The following is a 17,037-nucleotide window of genomic DNA, read 5'->3' as shown; positions in this document are numbered from 1 at the left end:
GACCCCGTGTGAACGCGGCACAGCCGGATATCGGGACCGCTATCCTTTTACCGTGCCGTCCGGAATCGAAGGTTACAGTCTCGCCACGATGCGTACCGAAGACGGACTCACGATCTGTGTTCCGTCTTCGCTCGTCCGGGAAGCCGAGGACGACCGCGAGGCGACTCGCAAACTCGGCTACGTCGCCCGTGCGGCGGCGGTGTTCCGGGCGGATCGGCTCGTGGTCTTCCCCGACCGGGAAGGCGACGGGCGACGGGGCGGGGAGTACGTCCGCACCGTGCTGGGGTACGCCGCGACGCCGCCGGAGCTCCGAAAGGACCTCTGGGGGCAGCGCGACGAACTCCGGTACGTCGGTGTGCTTCCCCCGCTCCGCGTGCCGTGGCGGACCGGCTCGACCCCTAGCGGGGAAGAGTCGAAAACACAGGGACTCGTGACCGAGGTCGGACCTGAAGGCCGCGTCCGGGTCAATTCCCCGCTGCGGGAACACCCGATCTCCCTGCTCGTCCCCTCCGGAATGGAGGTCGAGCGGGGGGAGCGCGTCACCATCAGGGTCTCTTCGAGAGAACCGGTCCGCGCCCGCATCACCGGGAAGCCGGAGGTCGGCTTCCAGGTCGCGGCCGCGGACCTGTCGGAAGCGCTCGCCGGCGACGGACTGGCCGTCGCGACGTCGCGACACGGAGCGGAACTCTCCGTCTCGCGGCTCGGCGACCTCGTCTCGGACGCCCGCGAGGCCGGCGGTTACACCGTCGCCTTCGGCGCGCCCGAGCGGGGGCTTCCGGAGATGCTCGGGCTTTCGCCCGACCGCATTCGGGCGGCCGTCGCCGACGGCCGCTCGGTCGAACCCGATCCGGGGTTCGACCTCTGGCTGAACACGATCCCGGCACAGGCGAGCGAGGTCGTCCGGACGGAGGAGGCTCTGTTCGCGACCCTCGGCTCGCTCACACTCACGGAGTAAACACATGCCACAACCAAGCCGACCACGAAAAGGCTCGCTGGGCTACGGCCCGCGCACCCGCGCAGACAGCGAGGTGCCGCGCATCCGTTCGTGGCCAGAAGACGACGGGGCCCCTGCGCTGCAGGGATTCGCCGGCTACAAGGCCGGGATGACCCACGTCATGATGGTCAACGACGAGGCGAACTCGCCGCGTGAAGGGATGGAAGAGGCCGTCCCCGTCACCGTCGTCGAGACGCCGCAGATGCACGCCGTCGCCGTGCGCGCCTACGAGAACACGCCGTACGGACAGAAGCCGGTCGAAGAGGTCTGGGCGACCGAGTTCCACGAGGAACTCGACCGCGCGCTCGACCTCCCGGCGGAAGACACCTTCGAGGAAGACGCCGACGAGCTCCGCGCGCTGCTCGACGACGACGTCGTCGACGACGTGCGCGTCATCACGCACACGGCGCCCTCGGAGCTCTCGAACGTCCCGAAGAAGAAGCCCGACATCATGGAGACGCGCGTCGGCGGCGGCTCCCTCGAGGAGCGCGCCGACTTCGCGCTGGACCTCGTCGCGGAGGGCGGCGCCCACGAGTTCGGCGACGTCTTCCGCGCGGGCCAGTACACCGACGTCTCCGGCATCACGAAGGGGAAGGGGACGCAGGGTCCCGTCAAACGCTGGGGCGTTCAGAAGCGGAAGGGCAAACACGCCCGCCAGGGATGGCGGCGTCGGATCGGCAACCTCGGTCCGTGGAACCCCTCCCGCGTCCGCTCCACCGTCCCCCAGCAGGGGCAGACCGGCTATCACCAGCGCACCGAGCTCAACAAGCGCCTCATCGACTTCGGCGAGGGCGACGACGCCTCCGTCGACGGCGGCTTCGTCAACTACGGCGAGGTCGACGGTGAGTACGCGCTCATCAAGGGCTCGCTGCCCGGTCCGGACCAGCGCCTGCTGCGGTTCCGCCCGGCCATCCGGCCGAACGACCAGCCGCGCCTCGACCCCGAGGTCCGGTACGTTTCCACCGAATCCAACCAGGGATAACCAATGAACGCAACAGTACACGACCTGGACGGCGAGGAGGCGGGCAGCGTCGAGCTGCCGGCCGTCTTCGAGACCGCGTTCCGACCGGACCTCATCGGTCGCGCGGTCGACGCCGCTCAGGCCAACCGGAAGCAGGCCTACGGGGCCGACGAGTTCGCCGGGCTGCGGACGCCCGCAGAATCGTTCGGCTCCGGCCGCGGGCTCGCGCACGTGCCACGTTCCGAGAACGTCGCCCGTCGCGTCCCGCACGCCGTGTCGGGGCGCGCCGCGCACCCGCCGAAGGCCGAGAAGGACCAGTCGAAGCAACTGAACGACAAGGAGCGACAGCTCGCGATCCGGTCGGCCATCGCGGCCACGACCGACGCCGAGCTCGTCGCCGAGCGCGGCCACGCGTTCGACGAGGACCTCGACCTCCCGCTCGTCGTGAGCGACGAGTTCGAGGACCTCGAGAAGACGCAGGACGCCCTTGGCGTGCTCGAAGCCGTCGGCGCCGACGCCGACATCGAGCGCGCCGAGGAGGGTCGCTCCGTCCGCGCCGGACAGGGCAAGGCCCGCGGCCGCAAGTACCGCCAGCCCAAGTCCGTCCTCGTCGTCACCAGCGAGGAGCCGTCCCGCGCCGCCCGCAACCTCGCGGGCGTCGACGTCGCGACCGCTCGCGAGGTCAACGCGGAGGACCTCGCGCCCGGCGCGCACCCGGGCCGACTCACGCTGTGGACCGAGAGCGCCGTCTCGGAGGTGGCCGACCGATGAACTCGATCATCGAGCATCCGATCGTCACCGAGCAGGCGATGAACGAGATGGACTTCAACAACAAGCTGCTGTTCCTCGTCGACGTGGACGCGACCAAACCGGAGATCGAGTCCGAGGTCGCCGAGCGCTACGACGTGGGCGTCGTCAACGTGAACACGCAGGTGACGCCGCAGGGCGAGAAGAAGGCGGTCGTCACCCTGTCCGCGGACGACGACGCGACCGAAATCGCCTCGCGTATCGGGGTGTTCTGAGATGGGACGACGAATCCAAGGACAACGGCGCGGACGCGGCGGCCCGACGTTCCGGGCCCCCTCCCACCGTTACAAGGCGGAACTGTCGCACAAGAAGCTCGAAGACGTGGACACGGTCACCGGCGAGATCGTCGGGATCGAACACGACCCGGCCCGCTCGGCCCCCCTCGCGGAGGTCGAGTTCGAGGACGACGACCGTCGGCTCGTGCTCGCGCCGGAAGGCGTACGCGTGGGCGAGACGATTCAGGTCGGCGTCTCGGCCGAGATCAAGCCGGGCAACACGCTCCCGCTGGCGGAGATCCCCGAGGGCGTCCCGGTGTGTAACGTCGAGAGCAACCGCGGGGACGGCGGGAAGTTCGCGCGCGCCTCTGGCGTGTCGGCGACACTCCTCACCCACGACCGCGACGTCGCGGTCGTCCAGCTCCCCAGCGGCGAAGTGAAGCGACTCGACCCGCAGTGCCGCGCCACGATCGGCGTGGTCGCGGGCGGCGGCCGGACGGAGAAACCCTTCGTCAAGGCCGGCAACAAACACCACAAGATGAAGGCGCGCGGCACGAAATACCCGCGCGTCCGCGGCGTCGCGATGAACGCCGTCGACCACCCCTTCGGTGGCGGTGGTCGCCAACACCCCGGCCAGCCGAAGTCCGTCTCGCGGGACGCCCCGCCGGGACGCAAGGTCGGTGACATCGCATCCAAGCGCACCGGACGAGGTGGCAACAAATGAGTTCAGACTACCGAACCGGCCGCGAGGGCGAGGAGTTCGCCTACCGCGGTCACTCGCTCGACGAGCTGCAGGAGATGGACGTAGACGAGGTCGCGGAACTGCTCCCCGCACGCCAGCGGCGAAGCATCGTTCGCGGACTCGGCACCGAACAGCAGAAGCTGCTGGAGACGGTCCGGAGCCGCGACAAGGAGACGACGGCGGACGACCCGATCCGGACGCACCTGCGCGACATGCCGATCCTGCCGGAGTTCGTCGGCGTCACCTTCGCCGTGTACAACGGCCACAGCTTCGAGCGCGTTCAGGTTGAGCCCGAGATGATCGGGCACTACCTCGGTGAGTTCCACCTCACGCGAAGCACCGTCGAACACGGTCAGGCCGGCATCGGCGCGACCCGGTCCTCGAAGTTCGTGCCCCTCAAGTAACCCATGGGAATCAACTACAGCGTCGAGGCCGACCCGGAGACCACCGCCAAGGGGATGCTCCGCGACCGGCCCATCAGCGTGAAGGACAGCAAGGAGATCTCCCGAGAGATCAAAGGCGAGACGGTCGCCGACGCGGAGGAGTTCCTCCAGGAGGTCATCGACGAGGAGACGTCGGTGCCGATGCGCCAGCACAACGCCGGCGCGGGCCACCGCTCCGACATCGACGGCTGGGACGCGGGACGGTACCCCGAGAAGGCCGCCAAGGACTTCCTCAAGCTCTTGGAGAACGTCAAGAACAACGCCGACGAGCAGGGGTTCGACGGCGAGGCGATGGTCATCAAACACGTCGCCCCTCACAAGGTCGGCGAGCGACCCGGTCGGAACCCCCGCGCCGCGGGCGCGACCGAGTGGAACACCACGCTCGCGGACGTCGAACTGATCATCGAGGAGCCGGAGGCTGACAACTAATGGCTGACGAACACCAATTCATCGAGGACGGCCTGCGCCGTTCCCAGATCAACGAGTTCTTCGCGGACGAGCTCGGCCGCGCCGGCTACGGCGGGATGGACGTCGCCCAGACGCCGATGGGCACGCAGATCGTCCTGAAGGCCGAAAAGCCCGGGATGGTGATCGGGAAGGGCGGGAAGAACATCCGCAAGATCACCACCGAGCTCGAGGACCGCTTCGACATGGACGACCCGCAGATCGACGTTCAGGAGGTCGACGAGCCCGACCTGAACGCACAGATCGTCGCGGACCGTCTGGCGAACGCCCTCGAACGCGGCTGGTACTTCCGGAAGGCCGGTCACACGACGATCGACCGCATCATGGACGCGGGCGCGCTGGGCGCCGAGATCGTCCTGTCCGGCAAGGTCACCGGCGCGCGCTCGCGCGTCGAGAAGTTCAACCGCGGCTACATCAAGCACAACGGCGAACCCGCCGAGGAGGTCGTCGACCACGGCCAGGGCGTCGCCGTCATGAAGCTCGGGACGATCGGCGTCAACGTGAAGATCATTCCGCCGGGGGCGACGCTCCCGGACGACTTCCAGATCCGCGAGGACGCCGAGGTCCCCGAGGTCGAGCAGGCGGCCGCCGGCGCCGGCGACGACGAGGGCGTCGAGGCGCTGCTCGAAGAGGATCCGGAGGAGGTTCCCGACGTGGGCGCCGACGAGGATGTCGATGTCCCCGACGAGGACCCCGCGGATGTCATCGACGAGGAGGTCGTCGAGGAGGTCGTCGAGGAGACGCAGGACACGGCCACCGAGGCGACCGACGTCGCCGCGGAGGAGCCGGTCGGCGACGCGGACGCCGACGAGCTCGACGAACTGGACGAAGAGATCGAGTCCGAGGCGGCCGACCTCGTCGCGGAGATGGAGGCGGCCGACGAGGAGGAGGAGGACGAATAATGGCGATCCTCTACACCGACGAGATCCGCGACATGACCGCGGCGGAGCGCCAGGTCGAACTCGAGGAGCTCGAGACCGAGCTGCTCAACTCGAAGGCGCAGCGGGCGGCCGGCGGCATGCCGGAGAGCCCGGGCCGCGTCAACGAGCTCAAGAAGACGATCGCCCGGATCAAGACGATCCAGGCGGAAGAAGGCGACTTCGACGAGGACGAAGCGTAAGATGATCTCCCCCGACACACTCGTCCGGCACGAGCTCGTCGGCCTCCCGGTTCGGGTGGCCGACGCCGACAGCGACGCCCACGTGGGTATCGCCGGTCGCGTGCTCGACGAGACGTTCGGTACCCTCGTGGTCCGAACGGCGTCGGGGGACAAACGCGTGCCCAAGTCGGGCGCGACGTTCGAGTTCGGCGTCGCCGAGACGCCGACCGCTCGCACAGATGAAGCCGCCGGCGACGGACAGTCGCCGGGGTCCGCGTCCCAACTCGGGTCGGATACTACGGGGGTCCGCCCCCGTCAGTCTGGCCCGTCCGGATCCGCAAGCGTCGTCGACGGTGACGGCGCGGGTCCGGCGAGCCGCCGAGGCGAGTGCAAAGACGCGGTCTACGCGACGGTGGATGGCGATCGGTTGCGATATCGGCCCGCCGAACGCACCGAACGAGGTGCCACACAATGGCGATAGGAATCGACGTACCCACGCCTCCGGAGCCAGACAACCCGGAGGATTACGACTACGAGAAATGCCCGTTCTACGGGCAGCTCTCCGTCCGCGGCCAGACCCGCGAGGGGACGGTCGTGTCGACGGATATGGAAAAGACCGTCATCGTCGAGCGAGAGTACGACGTGTTCGTACCGAAATACGATCGGTACATGAAGCGTCGCTCGCGCATCCCGGCCCACGTGCCGGGCGTGCTCGACTCGCTCGAAGTCGGTGACGAAGTGACGATCGCGGAGACGCGACCGCTCTCGAAGACGAAGTCCCACGTCGTCGTCGAGATCCGCTCGGGTGATCAGTGATGGAGGCGCTCAAGGCCGACGTCACGCAGGGGCTCTCGAAGGGCTCGCTGATCACGTGCGCCGACAACACCGGCGCCCGTGAGCTGAAGGTCATCTCCGTGTCGGGCTACTCCGGCACGAAGAACCGCCACCCGAAGGCGGGGATCGGCGACAAGGTGACCGTCTCGGTCACCAAAGGGACCCCGGAGATGCGGCGGCAGGTGCTGGAGGCGGTCGTCGTCCGCCAGCGCAAGCCGATCCGCCGTCCGGACGGCACGCGCGTGAAGTTCGAGGACAACGCGGCCGTCATCATCGACGACCTCGAGGAGCCGCGGGGCACGGAGATCAAAGGCCCCGTCGCCCGCGAGGTCGCCGAACGGTTCGGGAGCATCGCCTCGACCGCGACGATGATCGTCTAACTATGACGAAACAGCCACGCAAACAACGAAAACGGTCGGAGACCGCGCCGCTCCACGAGCGGCAGAATCAGGTCCGGGCCACCCTCACCGACGAGCTCCGCGAGGAGTACGGACAGCGCAACGTCCGCGTCAACGCCGGCGACACCGTCGAGGTGCTTCGCGGCGACGCGGCCGGCACGGAGGCGGAGGTCGTCTCCGTCGACCTGTCCGCCGAGCGGATCACGGTCGAGGACGTCACCGTCGAGAAGGCGGACGGGGAGGAGGTTCCCCGCCCGATTCCGGCGAGCAACGTCCGGGTGACCGAGCTGGACCTCGAGGACGAGCGCCGCGAGGCGCGGCTCCAGGAGGATAACGAATGACGCGACACCAGAAGCGACTGTCAGTACCGAACTCCTGGCCGGTCGAGCGCAAGACGAACACGTTCACCGTGAAGGCGGGCGCGGGCCCGCACGGCGAGGCGGGCGTTCCGCTCGTCGTCCTGCTGCGGGACGTGCTCGGCTACGTCGACTCGACGAAGGAGGCGCGCTACGCGCTGAACAACGACTCGATCCTCGTCAACGGGGACGCCGTCTCGGACGAACAGCGTCCGATCGGGATGTTCGACATCCTGGCGTTCCCCGAGCGCGGGGAGTACTTCCGCGTCTTCCCCGACGAGGGCGGTCGGCTCGCGCTGACTCCCGTCGACGAGGACGCCGCGGGCAGCCGGCTCGGGAAGATCACGAACAAGACCGTCGTCCCCGGCGGCGTCACGCAGCTGACGCTCCACGACGGGACGAACGTCCGCGTCGACGACGACGCGGACTACGAGACGAACGACTCGATCGTCGTCGACAACGAGACGAAGGAGATCGTCGCCCACTTCGAGTACGAGGAGGGCGCCTTGGTGACCGCCGTCGCCGGCCAGCACGCCGGCCAGATCGGCGAGATCGAGGACATCGACGTGACCCTCGGCTCCGGCGACAACACCGTGACCGTCGCCAGCGAGGACGGCGGCTACGAGACGGTCGAGGAGTACGTCGTCGTCATCGACGAGAACTTCACCGACGACGAGGGTGATGCGGATGAGTGAAGCCGAGAGCGCCGACCACGAGATGCGCGAGCCGTCCCTCGAGAAGGTCGTCGTCCACATGGGCGTCGGGCAGGGCGGTGAGCCGCTCGCGGACGCCGAGGAGATCATCGAGGAGATCACGGGCCAGCAGTCGGTCCGGACCACCTCGAAGCGCACCATCGCCGAGTTCGGGATCCGCAAGGGCGACCCGATCGGCGTCAAGGTGACGCTGCGGGGCGAGGACGCGCACGCGTTCCTCGAGACCGCGCTCGATCTCGTCGATGTCTCGCGGAGCCAGTTCGACGACACGGGTAACCTCAGCTTCGGGGTCGAGGACCACACCGACTTTCCGAGCCAGGAGTACGACCCCAACATCGGGATCTACGGCCTCGACGTGACGACGACGATCGTCCGTCCCGGCTACCGCGTCTCGAAACGCGACAAGGCGACGGGGACCATTCCCTCCCGCCACCGGATGACAGCCGAGGACGCGGCCGCGTTCCTCGAAACGAACTTCGACGTCGAGGTAACCGAATGAGCGAAGCGAACAACGACACGGGCGAGCACGCCGCGAAGCGCACCGACTCCCGGCACACGTGCCGGCGGTGCGACCGCGAGCAGGGACTCGTCGGCAAGTACGACATCAACCTCTGCCGGCAGTGCTTCCGCGAGGTCGCCCGAGACATGGGATTCGAGAAGTACAGCTGATCATGACGGGAAACGATCCATTCACCAACGCGCTCGCCGGCATGGACAACGCCGAGAGCGTTGGCCACCTGTCGTACACGGTAGAGCCCGCTTCGAACATCATCGGCTCCGTCCTCGAGGTCCTCTACGACCGCGGGTACGTCGACGGCTTCGAGTACGTCGACGACGGGAAAGCCGGGAAGTTCGAGGTCGAACTGAAAGGCGCGATCAACGAGTGTGGCGCCGTCAAGCCCCGCTACTCCGCGGGTGCGGACGAGTTCGAGAAGTGGGAGAAGCGGTACCTCCCCGCCCGTGACTACGGGACGCTCATCGTCACGACGAGCCACGGCGTCATGAGCCACTACGAGGCCCGCGAGGAGGGCATCGGCGGCCAAGTGATCGCATACGTCTACTAACAATGAACAGAGTCGAAATCGAGATTCCGGACGACGTCTCCGCCGAGACCGACCACCTCGAACTCACCGTCGAAGGACCCAACGGGAGCGTCACGCGACGCCTCTGGTACCCCGACGTCGACGTGACGATCGAGGACGGCGCGGTGGTCATCGCGACCGAGAACGAGGACGCGAAGACCAACGCCACCGTCGGCACCTTCGAGAGCCACGTCGCCAACATGATCCACGGCGTCACCGAGGGCTGGGAGTACGCCATGGAAGTGTACTACGCCCACTTCCCGATGCAGGTGAACGTGGAGGGCGACGAGGTCGTCATCGAGAACTTCCTCGGAGAGAGCGCCGCGCGGCGCACCCCCATCCGCGGAGACACGGACGTACAGATCGACGGCGAGACGGTCACGCTCTCGGGCTCCGACAAGGAGGCCGTCGGCCAGACCGCCGCCGACATCGAACAGCTGACGAAGGTGACCGACAAGGACACGCGCGTCTTCCAGGACGGCGTGTACATCGTCGAGAAACCCACCGGAGGTGCCTAACCGATGGCAGACGAACTGGAAGACATCAGCGGTGTCGGTCCCTCGAAGGCGGACGCGCTTCGCGAGGCCGGCTACGAGACGGTCGAGGACGTGAAGGCCGCCTCCCAGTCGGAGCTCTCCGAGGTCGACGGCGTCGGCAACGCGCTCGCAGCGCGTGTCAAGGCCGACGTCGGCGGGCTGGAGGTCGACGAGGAGGCGGACGCGGAGATTGAAGACGAGACCGACGAGGAGGAGCCGGTCGACGAGGCCGAGGAGTCCGAGACGGTCGAGACGGAGCTTCGGCCCCGCGGTCACGCCGACAAGACGCCGGAACTGGACGACGAGACCGCTCGCGCGCTCGCACAGAAGCACCGCGAGGGGAAACCGCAGTTCAACCGGCAGGACTACCACAAGAAAAAGCGGATCCCGACGTCGTGGCGCAAGCCGCGCGGCGGGCTCTCCAAGCAGCGCCGCCGCATGAAGTCGAAGGGGCCGGTCGTCGAGGCCGGCTTCCGTTCGCCGACGGCGTCGCGCGACCTCCACCCGAGCGGCTTCGAGGAGGTCCGCGTCCACAACACGGACGACCTCGAGGGCGTCGACGGCGACACGCAGGCGGTGCGGATCGCTTCGAAGGTCGGCGGTCGCAAGCGCGAACGGATCGAAGACGAGGCGGAGGAGCGCGAGATCCGCGTGCTGAACCCGACCTACGTCGAAGTGGAGGTGGACGATGAGTGATCTGAAGGCGCAGAAACGGCTCGCAGCGGACGAGCTCGACGTCGGCAAGGGCCGCGTCTGGCTCGACCCCGAGGCACAGGAAGAGATCGAGGACGCCATCACCCGCGAGGACGTCCGCGAGCTCATCGAACAGGGAACGATCCGCGCGAAGGACGCGAAGACGAACTCGCGCGGTCGCGCCCGCGAGCGCGCCGACAAGCGCTCGTACGGGCATCAGTCGGGCGCCGGCTCCCGCAAGGGTCGCTCCGGCGCGCGACAGGACACGAAAGACGACTGGAAGGCGCGCATCCGCGCACAGCGGGCCCGCCTGAAGGAGCTTCGCGACGACGAAGACGTGCTCGACGCCTCCGAGTACCGCACGCTGTACAACAAAGCGAGCGGGGGAGACTTCGAGGACGTCGCCCGTCTCGAGGCGTTCATCGAGACGCAGTACGGTTACGAGGTGACGGACTAATGGCGACAGGACCACGATACAAGGTGCCGATGCGGCGCCGCCGCGAGGTCCGGACGGATTACCATCAGAGGTTGCGCCTGCTGAAATCGGGCAAGCCTCGCCTGGTCGCTCGGGTGAGCAACGCTCACGTCAGGGCGCAGCTGGTGACCCCCGGATCCGACGGCGACGAGACCCACGCGGCCGCCTCCAGCGAGGAGCTCGGCGAGTACGGCTGGGACGCCCCCACGGGCAACCTCCCCAGCGCGTACCTCACCGGGTACCTCGCGGGCGCTCGCGCCGTCGACGCCGGCCTCGACGAGGCCGTCCTCGACATCGGGCTCAACACGGCGACGCCCGGCAACAAGACGTTCGCGGTACAGGAAGGAGCGATTGACGCGGGCCTCGAGATCCCGCACAACGACGACGTGCTGGCCGACTGGTCGCGCACGCGCGGCGAACACATCGCCGACTACGCCGAGCAGCTCGACGAGCCGCTGTACAGCGGCGCGTTCGACGCCAGCGAGCTACCCGAGCACTTCGACGACGTGCTCGCGACAATCCAGGAGGACCATGAGTAGACACAACGACGGCTGGGAACCGCGGACGCGACTCGGCCGCAAGGTACAGGACGGCGACATCACGTCGATGGAACAGGCGCTCCAGTCCGGGCTCCCGCTGAAGGAGGCCGAGATCGTCGACCAGCTCCTCCCGGGGCTCGAAGACGAGGTGCTGGACATCAACATGGTCCAGCGCATGACCGACTCCGGCCGCCGCGTGAAGTTCCGTTGCGTGGTCGCCGTGGGCAACCGCGACGGCTACCTCGGCTACGCGCAGGCCCGCGACGACCAGGTCGGCGGCGCGATCCAGAAGGCGATCGACGTCGCGAAGCTGAATATCATCTCGGTGGACCGCGGCTCCGGGTCCTGGGAGGACCAGCCCGGCGGCACCAACTCCTTGACCCGCACGGCGAAGGGGAAGGCCGGCTCCGTCACCGTCGAGATCAAGCCCGCCCCGCAGGGGCTGGGCCTCGCGGCCGCGGAGACGGTCCGCAACATCCTAGAGCTCGCCGGCGTCGAGGACGCCTGGACGAACTCCGACGGCAACACGCGCACGACGGTGAACCTCGCGAAGGCGACGTTCAACGCGCTGGAGAACGCGGCGCAGTCCCGTACGCCCCAGCACGCGCGCGAAGTCCACTACGACGAGGTGAGCGAGTGATGCAGGCGATCGTTCAGCTCCGCGGCGAGGTTAATCTCGGGTCCGGCGTCGAGGACACGCTCGACATGCTGAACGTCGGGCGCGTCAACCACGCGACGCTCGTCCCCGAGACGGACTCGTACAGCGGCATGATCGCGAAGGTCAACGATGTCGTCGCGTTCGGGGAACCGAGCGTCGAGGCCGTCGCGCGAACGATCGCGCGGCGCGGCGAGCCGCTCGAAGGCTCGGCCGACGTCGACGACGAGTGGATCGACGACAACACCGACTACGCCGACCTGGAGGCGCTGGCCGAGGCGCTCGTCGACGAGGAGACCACGCTGCGCGAGCAGGGTCTCTCGCCGACGCTGCGACTCCACGCCCCCCGCGGCGGTCACGAGGGCATCAAACACCCCGTGATCGAGGGCGGCGAACTCGGGAAACACACCACCGAGGAGATCGACAGTCTCCTGGAGGCGATGCGATGACGAGCAAGAAACGACGACAGCGCGGCTCTCGGACGCACGGCGGCGGCACGCACAAGAACCGGCGCGGCGCCGGGCATCGCGGCGGTCGCGGCGCGGCCGGTCGCGCGAAACACGAGTACCACAACTACGGTCCGCTCGGCAAGCACGGGTTCAAGCGCCCCGAGGACGCTCAGACGGAGGTCCTCGAAGTGAAGATCCAGAAGCTCGACGAGGACGCGGCGCTGTACGCCGCGGACGGTCTCGCCGAGGAGGACGGCGACGCGTACGTCTTCGACGCGCGCGACGTCGTTGAGGACGGCCACGAGGCTGACGTGGTGAAGGTGCTCGGCGGCGGGCAGGTCCGCCGCGAGCTCCGCGTCACGGCCGACGCGTTCACCGTCGGTGCGGTCGAGCTCATCGAGGAGGCGGGCGGCGAGGCGACGCTCTCCGAGCGCGCCGAAGAGCCCGCTGACGAACCGGAAAACACTTCCGACGACGAGAACGACGAGGCGTAACATGAGCTGGAAGGAGGCCGCCGAACCGGTGCTCTCGCGGATGCCCGTCGTGGAGCGGCCCGCGGGACACGTCCCGTTCAGACGGAAGCTTACGTGGACGGCCGGAATCCTGATCGTCTACTTCTTCTTGACCAACATCAACCCGTTCGGGTTGGCGGTCGGGCAGGGGTCGGACTTCTTCGGGCAGTTCCGGTCGGTGCTCGCCGGGTCGTCCGGGTCGCTGCTACAGGTCGGTATCGGACCGATCGTCACGGCGTCCATCGTCCTCCAGCTGTTGGGCGGTGCGAACCTCCTCGGGCTCGACACCGAGAACGACCCGCGCGACCAGGTCCTCTATCAGGGCCTCCAGAAGCTGCTGGTGATCATCGTCTCCGCCCTCACGGCGGCGCCGATGGTGTTCACCGGGGGGTTCCTCCCCGCGGACGACGCGGTCGCGAGCGCGCTCGGCATCGGGACGTTCGGCGTTCAGGTGCTGATCTTCGCGCAGATCTTCGTCGGCGGCATCCTCATCCTGTTCATGGACGAGATCGTGAGCAAGTGGGGCGTCGGCTCCGGCGTCGGGCTGTTCATCATCGCGTCGGTGAGCCAGCAGATCGTCGGCGGCTTCTTCAGCTTCTCCGCACTCGGCGCCTCCGGCTTCTTCGCGAGCTGGTACGGCGTCATCTTCGGCGACGTACCGGTGTCGATGTCGCCGTTCACGGCGGAGGGGCTCCAGAATCTCCTCTTCGATCCGGGGAACATTCTGGCGCTTTTCACCACGGTGTTCATCTTCGGGATCGTCGTGTACGCGGAGTCGGTCCGCGTCGAGATCCCGCTGTCGCACGCCCGCGTGAAGGGCGCCCGTGGACGCTTCCCGGTGAAGCTCATCTACGCGTCCGTCCTCCCGATGATCCTCGTTCGCGCGCTACAGGCGAACATCCAGTTCCTCGGCCAGATCCTCTCCTCGCAGTGGGCGGGGATGCCGGCGATACTCGGGACCTACAGCGAGCAGGGGCAGCCTATCGGCGGGCTGTTCTACTACCTGAACCCGATTCAGAGCCGGGGGCAGTGGATGTGGTTCCTCGGTGAGATACCGGCGTCCGTCGAGCCGTGGATGATCGCGATCCGGCTCGCGATCGACCTCGCGTTCATGATCGTCGGCGGCGCTATCTTCGCGATCTTCTGGGTCGAGACTACCGGCATGGGGCCGGAGGCGACCGCGAAACAGATCCAGAACTCCGGGATGCAGATCCCCGGGTTCCGCCGGAACCCGCAGGTCGTCGAGAAGGTCATGGAGCGGTACATCCCGCAGGTGACCGTCATCGGCGGCGCCCTCGTCGGGCTGCTCGCCGTGATGGCGAACCTGCTCGGCACCATCGGGCAGGTCTCCGGCACCGGGCTACTGCTTGCGGTCTCTATCACGTACAAGCTGTACGAGGAGATCGCCGAAGAGCAGCTCATGGAGATGCACCCGATGATGCGCCAGATGTTCGGCAACGAGTAGCGAACATCCACTCCTTTCCGTTCTTCTTCGTCCCTGAGCGACTGCGTCGTACTCAGCAGTCTCCTACCGGTGGGAGTCGAAGTGACCGACTCGGACGGCTTCTTCGAGCAACTCGACGAGACCGAGGCGATCGCCGACGATTAACCGGAATCTATCGAAACACCGGTCGAACAGACGGAAGCGGACGCCCCCCGCGCGGATGCGGATACAACGGCCGGCTCAACGTTCACCGAGCCACGACGACGTACTGGTACCTCCGGTACATCGCCAGCTGTCGATTCCGTCGGTGTAAATTCAAACGACACAGTATCGCGCCGAGTCGGTTCCTGACGCTTCGCGTCGACAACGGATCGAGAACTCGGCATTAGGGGAGCGACCGGTCGGGTTCGGCCGCTATCGCCCGCGACTTCCGAGGTGTGACCAGATCGGGTTGTTCCGGCTGGTCGCCTTTCGCTCGGAGACGCACCGCTCGGCTCGATACCACCGAGGCCGCCGACCGCGGTCGCCCCGGCTATACGGCGTCGGACCGATCGCTCGCAGCGGCTTCGTCCGCCGCGTCCTCTTCGTCGTCGCTCATCTCCTCGGCAGCTTCTTCGACCTTTTCTTCGACGGTTTTCTCCACCGTCTCTTCGACCTTCTCGCCGACGGTTTCTTCGACGGTTTTCTCCACCGTCTCTTCGACTTTCTCGCCGACGGTCTCCTCGACGGTCTTCTCTACCGTCTCTTCGACTTTCTCGCCGACGGTCTCCTCGACGGTCTTCTCTACCGTCTCGCCCACGGTCTCTTCGACCTTGCCCGAGACCTCCTCGCTGACCGTGTCGCTGACGTCGTCGGCGACCTCGCCGACCTCCTTGTTGACGGTCTCGCCGACGCTCTTCTCGACCTCCTTGCTCACGGTCTCCTCCACCTTCTCGCCGACCGTCTCCTCGACGGTCTTCTCGACCTCCTTGCTCACCGTTTCGCCGACGGTCTTCTCGACCTCCTTGTTGACCGTCTCACCGACGGTCTTCTCGACCTCCTTGTCGACGGTCTCGCCGACGCTCTCTTCGACCTGTCTCCCGACCTGGTCGGCGACCTCGCGCGTCATCCAGTCCGGATCGAAGCGGGCCATCTTCCACACGACGTGGATCACGTACGACGCGAACACCCCGATCCCGAACGCGATCGCGACGTTGTTCACCTGCGTCGTCGCGATCAACACGATCGACAGGACGATCAGCGCGCCGTACGCGATGTCGGTCGCCGCGTCTACCCGCGCCGGGCTTACCATTCCCGGCCCTCCGTCTCCTCGTCGACCGCGCTCGCCCGCCGCGTGGGATATCCGTTCATACGGCTACCTTGCGAGCCCGCGGCGTAAAAGCCTCCCTCGTTGGGCGTCCGCGCCCCGCGCCCGGAGATCCGGAGCGCACCCCCGGACCCGGAGCGCGACCCTTTTAGGCCGGATGGTCGAATCGAGCGTATGGACATCGAAGAGGGCGGACTCACCGTCTCCGTCCCGGAGGCTCGCGACGGCGCCAGCAAGGGCACCGGCGGCGGCGTCTTCTTCAACCCGACACAGGAGCTGAACCGCGACGTGACGGTCGCGACGCTGCGCGCCTACCGCGACCGCGAACCGCGCGTCGCCTCGTACCTCGACGCGATGGCCGCCTCCGGGGTCAGGGGGGTCCGCGCCGCCGCGGAGGGGTATCGGGTCACCTGCGCCGACGTCGACGCGGACGCGGTCGAGCTCGCCGCCACGAACCTCGACGCCAACGGCCTCGACGGCGAGGCGGTCCACCGCGACGTCAACGCCCTCCTGTACGACGAGGGGCCGTTCGACGTCGTCGATCTGGACCCGTACGGCACACCGATCCCCTTCGCGGACGCCGCGTTCGCGAACGGGCGCAACCTGGTCTGCGTCACCGCCACCGACACCGCGCCGCTGTGCGGCGCCCACCTCAACAGCGGGATCCGGAAGTACGGCGCGGTCCCGCGCAACACCGACTATCACCCCGAGATGGGGCTCCGAACGCTGATATCCGCCTTGGTGCGGACTGCCGCGCGCTACGACAAGGCGGCGACGCCGATCCTCTCGCACGTCTCCCGTCACTACGCGCGGACCTACCTCGAACTGGAGTCGGGCGCCCGCGCGGCCGACGACTGCCTCGACGGCGTGGGGTACGTCGACCACTGCGAGGACTGCCTCTGGCGCTCGGCGACGCCGGGGCACGTCGCCGACCCGGTCGACGCCTGCCCGGAGTGCGGGAGCGACCGCGTCCTCACGGCCGGTCCGATCTGGCTCGGCCCGGTCGCGGACGCCGACTTCGCGCGCGCCGTCCGCCGCGAGGTGACGGACGACATGGGCGAGGCGAAGCGTGCGCGCAAGCTGCTCGGGACGGTCGCTCGCGAACTCGACACCCCCACGCACTACGACCAGCACCGGCTGTACAAGGAGTGGGGTGAGCCCGCGATCGGGATGGACGAGTTCGTCGAGCGCGTCCGCGGGGCCGGCCACGAGGCGAGCCGCGCGCACTACCGTGGCACGGCGGTGAAGAGCACGGCGTCGATCCCCGAGATGCGCGAGGCGGTCCTCGGCGACAACGCGGACTGACGGGGCCGCGGCCG

The 17,037-nt window shown here is 67.9% G+C and carries 27 protein-coding genes; 26 read left to right on the top strand and 1 reads right to left on the bottom strand.

Annotated elements, in window-relative coordinates; translation table 11 throughout:
* Nucleotides 1–88: 88 nt before the first annotated feature.
* The 25 genes from EO776_RS13355 to secY are packed head-to-tail and all read left to right on the top strand — an operon-like array spanning nt 89 to nt 14,433.
* On the top strand, nt 89–955 hold the full coding sequence (locus EO776_RS13355; RefSeq protein WP_086216126.1) for a putative RNA uridine N3 methyltransferase: 867 nt from the start codon (nt 89–91) through the stop codon (nt 953–955).
* Between the two features lie 4 nt (nt 956–959).
* Entirely contained in the window at nt 960–1,976 is a 1,017-nt protein-coding gene (locus EO776_RS13350; RefSeq protein ID WP_049930179.1) for a 50S ribosomal protein L3, read from the top strand.
* Nucleotides 1,977–1,979: 3 nt separating this feature from the next.
* A complete protein-coding gene (gene rpl4p / locus EO776_RS13345; RefSeq protein WP_086216128.1) occupies nt 1,980–2,726 on the top strand; it encodes a 50S ribosomal protein L4 in 747 nt (248 codons plus the stop codon).
* Nucleotides 2,723–2,977 carry a 50S ribosomal protein L23 gene (locus tag EO776_RS13340; RefSeq protein ID WP_049930182.1) on the top strand — a complete coding sequence of 85 codons (255 nt, stop codon included), beginning with the start codon at nt 2,723–2,725 and terminating at the stop codon, nt 2,975–2,977. Before rpl4p ends, EO776_RS13340 begins: the two co-directional genes overlap by 4 nt.
* Nucleotide 2,978: 1 nt before the next feature.
* The gene (locus EO776_RS13335) at nt 2,979–3,701 is read left to right on the top strand and encodes a 50S ribosomal protein L2 (RefSeq protein WP_049930183.1); all 723 of its coding nucleotides are present in this window, start codon (nt 2,979–2,981) and stop codon (nt 3,699–3,701) included.
* Nucleotides 3,698–4,123 (top strand): 30S ribosomal protein S19, encoded by a 426-nt coding sequence (locus tag EO776_RS13330; protein ID WP_049930185.1) that lies wholly within the window; start codon nt 3,698–3,700, stop codon nt 4,121–4,123. Before EO776_RS13335 ends, EO776_RS13330 begins: the two co-directional genes overlap by 4 nt.
* 3 nt (nt 4,124–4,126) lie before the next feature.
* A complete protein-coding gene (locus EO776_RS13325; protein ID WP_006114468.1) occupies nt 4,127–4,591 on the top strand; it encodes a 50S ribosomal protein L22 in 465 nt (154 codons plus the stop codon).
* Nucleotides 4,591–5,529 (top strand): 30S ribosomal protein S3, encoded by a 939-nt coding sequence (locus tag EO776_RS13320; RefSeq protein ID WP_049930186.1) that lies wholly within the window; start codon nt 4,591–4,593, stop codon nt 5,527–5,529. Before EO776_RS13325 ends, EO776_RS13320 begins: the two co-directional genes overlap by 1 nt.
* A complete protein-coding gene (gene rpmC / locus EO776_RS13315; RefSeq protein ID WP_006114466.1) occupies nt 5,529–5,747 on the top strand; it encodes a 50S ribosomal protein L29 in 219 nt (72 codons plus the stop codon). The genes EO776_RS13320 and rpmC overlap by 1 nt, the downstream gene beginning before the upstream one ends.
* 1 nt (nt 5,748) lies before the next feature.
* Nucleotides 5,749–6,207, top strand: a complete 459-nt coding sequence (locus EO776_RS13310; RefSeq protein WP_086216132.1) for a ribonuclease P protein component 1 — start codon at nt 5,749–5,751, stop codon at nt 6,205–6,207.
* Nucleotides 6,198–6,542 (top strand): 30S ribosomal protein S17, encoded by a 345-nt coding sequence (locus tag EO776_RS13305; protein ID WP_006114464.1) that lies wholly within the window; start codon nt 6,198–6,200, stop codon nt 6,540–6,542. The genes EO776_RS13310 and EO776_RS13305 overlap by 10 nt, the downstream gene beginning before the upstream one ends.
* The gene (locus tag EO776_RS13300) at nt 6,542–6,940 is read left to right on the top strand and encodes a 50S ribosomal protein L14 (protein ID WP_004597429.1); all 399 of its coding nucleotides are present in this window, start codon (nt 6,542–6,544) and stop codon (nt 6,938–6,940) included. The genes EO776_RS13305 and EO776_RS13300 overlap by 1 nt, the downstream gene beginning before the upstream one ends.
* Nucleotides 6,941–6,942: 2 nt before the next feature.
* Nucleotides 6,943–7,299, top strand: a complete 357-nt coding sequence (rplX, locus tag EO776_RS13295) for a 50S ribosomal protein L24 (protein ID WP_049930190.1) — start codon at nt 6,943–6,945, stop codon at nt 7,297–7,299.
* Nucleotides 7,296–8,009: a 30S ribosomal protein S4e gene (locus EO776_RS13290; RefSeq protein WP_049930192.1), complete on the top strand. Its 714-nt coding sequence runs from the start codon at nt 7,296–7,298 to the stop codon at nt 8,007–8,009. The genes rplX and EO776_RS13290 overlap by 4 nt, the downstream gene beginning before the upstream one ends.
* The gene (locus EO776_RS13285) at nt 8,002–8,526 is read left to right on the top strand and encodes a 50S ribosomal protein L5 (RefSeq protein ID WP_049930678.1); all 525 of its coding nucleotides are present in this window, start codon (nt 8,002–8,004) and stop codon (nt 8,524–8,526) included. Before EO776_RS13290 ends, EO776_RS13285 begins: the two co-directional genes overlap by 8 nt.
* Entirely contained in the window at nt 8,523–8,696 is a 174-nt protein-coding gene (locus tag EO776_RS13280) for a 30S ribosomal protein S14 (protein WP_004597423.1), read from the top strand. The genes EO776_RS13285 and EO776_RS13280 overlap by 4 nt, the downstream gene beginning before the upstream one ends.
* 2 nt (nt 8,697–8,698) lie before the next feature.
* Nucleotides 8,699–9,091 carry a 30S ribosomal protein S8 gene (locus EO776_RS13275; protein ID WP_004047215.1) on the top strand — a complete coding sequence of 131 codons (393 nt, stop codon included), beginning with the start codon at nt 8,699–8,701 and terminating at the stop codon, nt 9,089–9,091.
* Nucleotides 9,092–9,093: 2 nt separating this feature from the next.
* Complete coding sequence (locus EO776_RS13270; protein WP_049930194.1) at nt 9,094–9,627, top strand: 50S ribosomal protein L6; 534 nt, start codon at nt 9,094–9,096, stop codon at nt 9,625–9,627.
* Between the two features lie 3 nt (nt 9,628–9,630).
* The gene (locus EO776_RS13265) at nt 9,631–10,341 is read left to right on the top strand and encodes a 50S ribosomal protein L32e (RefSeq protein ID WP_094521451.1); all 711 of its coding nucleotides are present in this window, start codon (nt 9,631–9,633) and stop codon (nt 10,339–10,341) included.
* Nucleotides 10,334–10,795: a 50S ribosomal protein L19e gene (locus tag EO776_RS13260; RefSeq protein ID WP_049930197.1), complete on the top strand. Its 462-nt coding sequence runs from the start codon at nt 10,334–10,336 to the stop codon at nt 10,793–10,795. The genes EO776_RS13265 and EO776_RS13260 overlap by 8 nt, the downstream gene beginning before the upstream one ends.
* Entirely contained in the window at nt 10,795–11,352 is a 558-nt protein-coding gene (locus EO776_RS13255; protein ID WP_049930198.1) for a 50S ribosomal protein L18, read from the top strand. Before EO776_RS13260 ends, EO776_RS13255 begins: the two co-directional genes overlap by 1 nt.
* On the top strand, nt 11,345–11,992 hold the full coding sequence (locus EO776_RS13250; RefSeq protein WP_049930200.1) for a 30S ribosomal protein S5: 648 nt from the start codon (nt 11,345–11,347) through the stop codon (nt 11,990–11,992). Before EO776_RS13255 ends, EO776_RS13250 begins: the two co-directional genes overlap by 8 nt.
* Nucleotides 11,992–12,456 (top strand): 50S ribosomal protein L30, encoded by a 465-nt coding sequence (locus tag EO776_RS13245; protein ID WP_049930202.1) that lies wholly within the window; start codon nt 11,992–11,994, stop codon nt 12,454–12,456. Before EO776_RS13250 ends, EO776_RS13245 begins: the two co-directional genes overlap by 1 nt.
* Complete coding sequence (locus EO776_RS13240) at nt 12,453–12,950, top strand: uL15m family ribosomal protein (protein ID WP_099289106.1); 498 nt, start codon at nt 12,453–12,455, stop codon at nt 12,948–12,950. The genes EO776_RS13245 and EO776_RS13240 overlap by 4 nt, the downstream gene beginning before the upstream one ends.
* A 1-nt stretch (nt 12,951) precedes the next feature.
* Nucleotides 12,952–14,433 carry a preprotein translocase subunit SecY gene (secY, locus tag EO776_RS13235; RefSeq protein WP_049930205.1) on the top strand — a complete coding sequence of 494 codons (1,482 nt, stop codon included), beginning with the start codon at nt 12,952–12,954 and terminating at the stop codon, nt 14,431–14,433.
* A gap of 511 nt (nt 14,434–14,944) precedes the next feature.
* Here secY and EO776_RS13230 read toward each other — a convergent pair.
* Nucleotides 14,945–15,703, bottom strand: coding sequence for a hypothetical protein (locus EO776_RS13230; protein WP_129452445.1), 759 nt, complete (start codon nt 15,701–15,703; stop codon nt 14,945–14,947).
* A 189-nt stretch (nt 15,704–15,892) separates the two neighbouring features.
* Between EO776_RS13230 and EO776_RS13225 the strand changes: the two genes are divergently transcribed.
* Nucleotides 15,893–17,023: a tRNA (guanine(26)-N(2))-dimethyltransferase gene (locus EO776_RS13225; protein WP_049930208.1), complete on the top strand. Its 1,131-nt coding sequence runs from the start codon at nt 15,893–15,895 to the stop codon at nt 17,021–17,023.
* Nucleotides 17,024–17,037 lie beyond the last annotated feature (14 nt).

This window comes from Halorubrum ezzemoulense (assembly GCF_004126515.1).
Taxonomy (GTDB): domain Archaea; phylum Halobacteriota; class Halobacteria; order Halobacteriales; family Haloferacaceae; genus Halorubrum; species Halorubrum ezzemoulense.
The sequence above is the reverse complement of the archived record's forward strand: the minus strand, read 5'-3'. Positions and strand labels throughout refer to the sequence as shown.

Bases quoted from the DNA above. Each gene is read 5' to 3' on its own strand.
- EO776_RS13355 (WP_086216126.1), top strand. From the start codon at position 89: ATGCGTACCGAAGACGGACTCACGATCTGTGTTCCGTCTTCGCTCGTC.
- EO776_RS13350 (WP_049930179.1), top strand. From the start codon at position 960: ATGCCACAACCAAGCCGACCACGAAAAGGCTCGCTGGGCTACGGCCCG.
- rpl4p (WP_086216128.1), top strand. From the start codon at position 1,980: ATGAACGCAACAGTACACGACCTGGACGGCGAGGAGGCGGGCAGCGTC.
- EO776_RS13340 (WP_049930182.1), top strand. From the start codon at position 2,723: ATGAACTCGATCATCGAGCATCCGATCGTCACCGAGCAGGCGATGAAC.
- EO776_RS13335 (WP_049930183.1), top strand. From the start codon at position 2,979: ATGGGACGACGAATCCAAGGACAACGGCGCGGACGCGGCGGCCCGACG.
- EO776_RS13330 (WP_049930185.1), top strand. From the start codon at position 3,698: ATGAGTTCAGACTACCGAACCGGCCGCGAGGGCGAGGAGTTCGCCTAC.
- EO776_RS13325 (WP_006114468.1), top strand. From the start codon at position 4,127: ATGGGAATCAACTACAGCGTCGAGGCCGACCCGGAGACCACCGCCAAG.
- EO776_RS13320 (WP_049930186.1), top strand. From the start codon at position 4,591: ATGGCTGACGAACACCAATTCATCGAGGACGGCCTGCGCCGTTCCCAG.
- rpmC (WP_006114466.1), top strand. From the start codon at position 5,529: ATGGCGATCCTCTACACCGACGAGATCCGCGACATGACCGCGGCGGAG.
- EO776_RS13310 (WP_086216132.1), top strand. From the start codon at position 5,749: ATGATCTCCCCCGACACACTCGTCCGGCACGAGCTCGTCGGCCTCCCG.
- EO776_RS13305 (WP_006114464.1), top strand. From the start codon at position 6,198: ATGGCGATAGGAATCGACGTACCCACGCCTCCGGAGCCAGACAACCCG.
- EO776_RS13300 (WP_004597429.1), top strand. From the start codon at position 6,542: ATGGAGGCGCTCAAGGCCGACGTCACGCAGGGGCTCTCGAAGGGCTCG.
- rplX (WP_049930190.1), top strand. From the start codon at position 6,943: ATGACGAAACAGCCACGCAAACAACGAAAACGGTCGGAGACCGCGCCG.
- EO776_RS13290 (WP_049930192.1), top strand. From the start codon at position 7,296: ATGACGCGACACCAGAAGCGACTGTCAGTACCGAACTCCTGGCCGGTC.
- EO776_RS13285 (WP_049930678.1), top strand. From the start codon at position 8,002: ATGAGTGAAGCCGAGAGCGCCGACCACGAGATGCGCGAGCCGTCCCTC.
- EO776_RS13280 (WP_004597423.1), top strand. From the start codon at position 8,523: ATGAGCGAAGCGAACAACGACACGGGCGAGCACGCCGCGAAGCGCACC.
- EO776_RS13275 (WP_004047215.1), top strand. From the start codon at position 8,699: ATGACGGGAAACGATCCATTCACCAACGCGCTCGCCGGCATGGACAAC.
- EO776_RS13270 (WP_049930194.1), top strand. From the start codon at position 9,094: ATGAACAGAGTCGAAATCGAGATTCCGGACGACGTCTCCGCCGAGACC.
- EO776_RS13265 (WP_094521451.1), top strand. From the start codon at position 9,631: ATGGCAGACGAACTGGAAGACATCAGCGGTGTCGGTCCCTCGAAGGCG.
- EO776_RS13260 (WP_049930197.1), top strand. From the start codon at position 10,334: ATGAGTGATCTGAAGGCGCAGAAACGGCTCGCAGCGGACGAGCTCGAC.
- EO776_RS13255 (WP_049930198.1), top strand. From the start codon at position 10,795: ATGGCGACAGGACCACGATACAAGGTGCCGATGCGGCGCCGCCGCGAG.
- EO776_RS13250 (WP_049930200.1), top strand. From the start codon at position 11,345: ATGAGTAGACACAACGACGGCTGGGAACCGCGGACGCGACTCGGCCGC.
- EO776_RS13245 (WP_049930202.1), top strand. From the start codon at position 11,992: ATGCAGGCGATCGTTCAGCTCCGCGGCGAGGTTAATCTCGGGTCCGGC.
- EO776_RS13240 (WP_099289106.1), top strand. From the start codon at position 12,453: ATGACGAGCAAGAAACGACGACAGCGCGGCTCTCGGACGCACGGCGGC.
- secY (WP_049930205.1), top strand. From the start codon at position 12,952: ATGAGCTGGAAGGAGGCCGCCGAACCGGTGCTCTCGCGGATGCCCGTC.
- EO776_RS13230 (WP_129452445.1), bottom strand. From the start codon at position 15,703: ATGGTAAGCCCGGCGCGGGTAGACGCGGCGACCGACATCGCGTACGGC.
- EO776_RS13225 (WP_049930208.1), top strand. From the start codon at position 15,893: ATGGACATCGAAGAGGGCGGACTCACCGTCTCCGTCCCGGAGGCTCGC.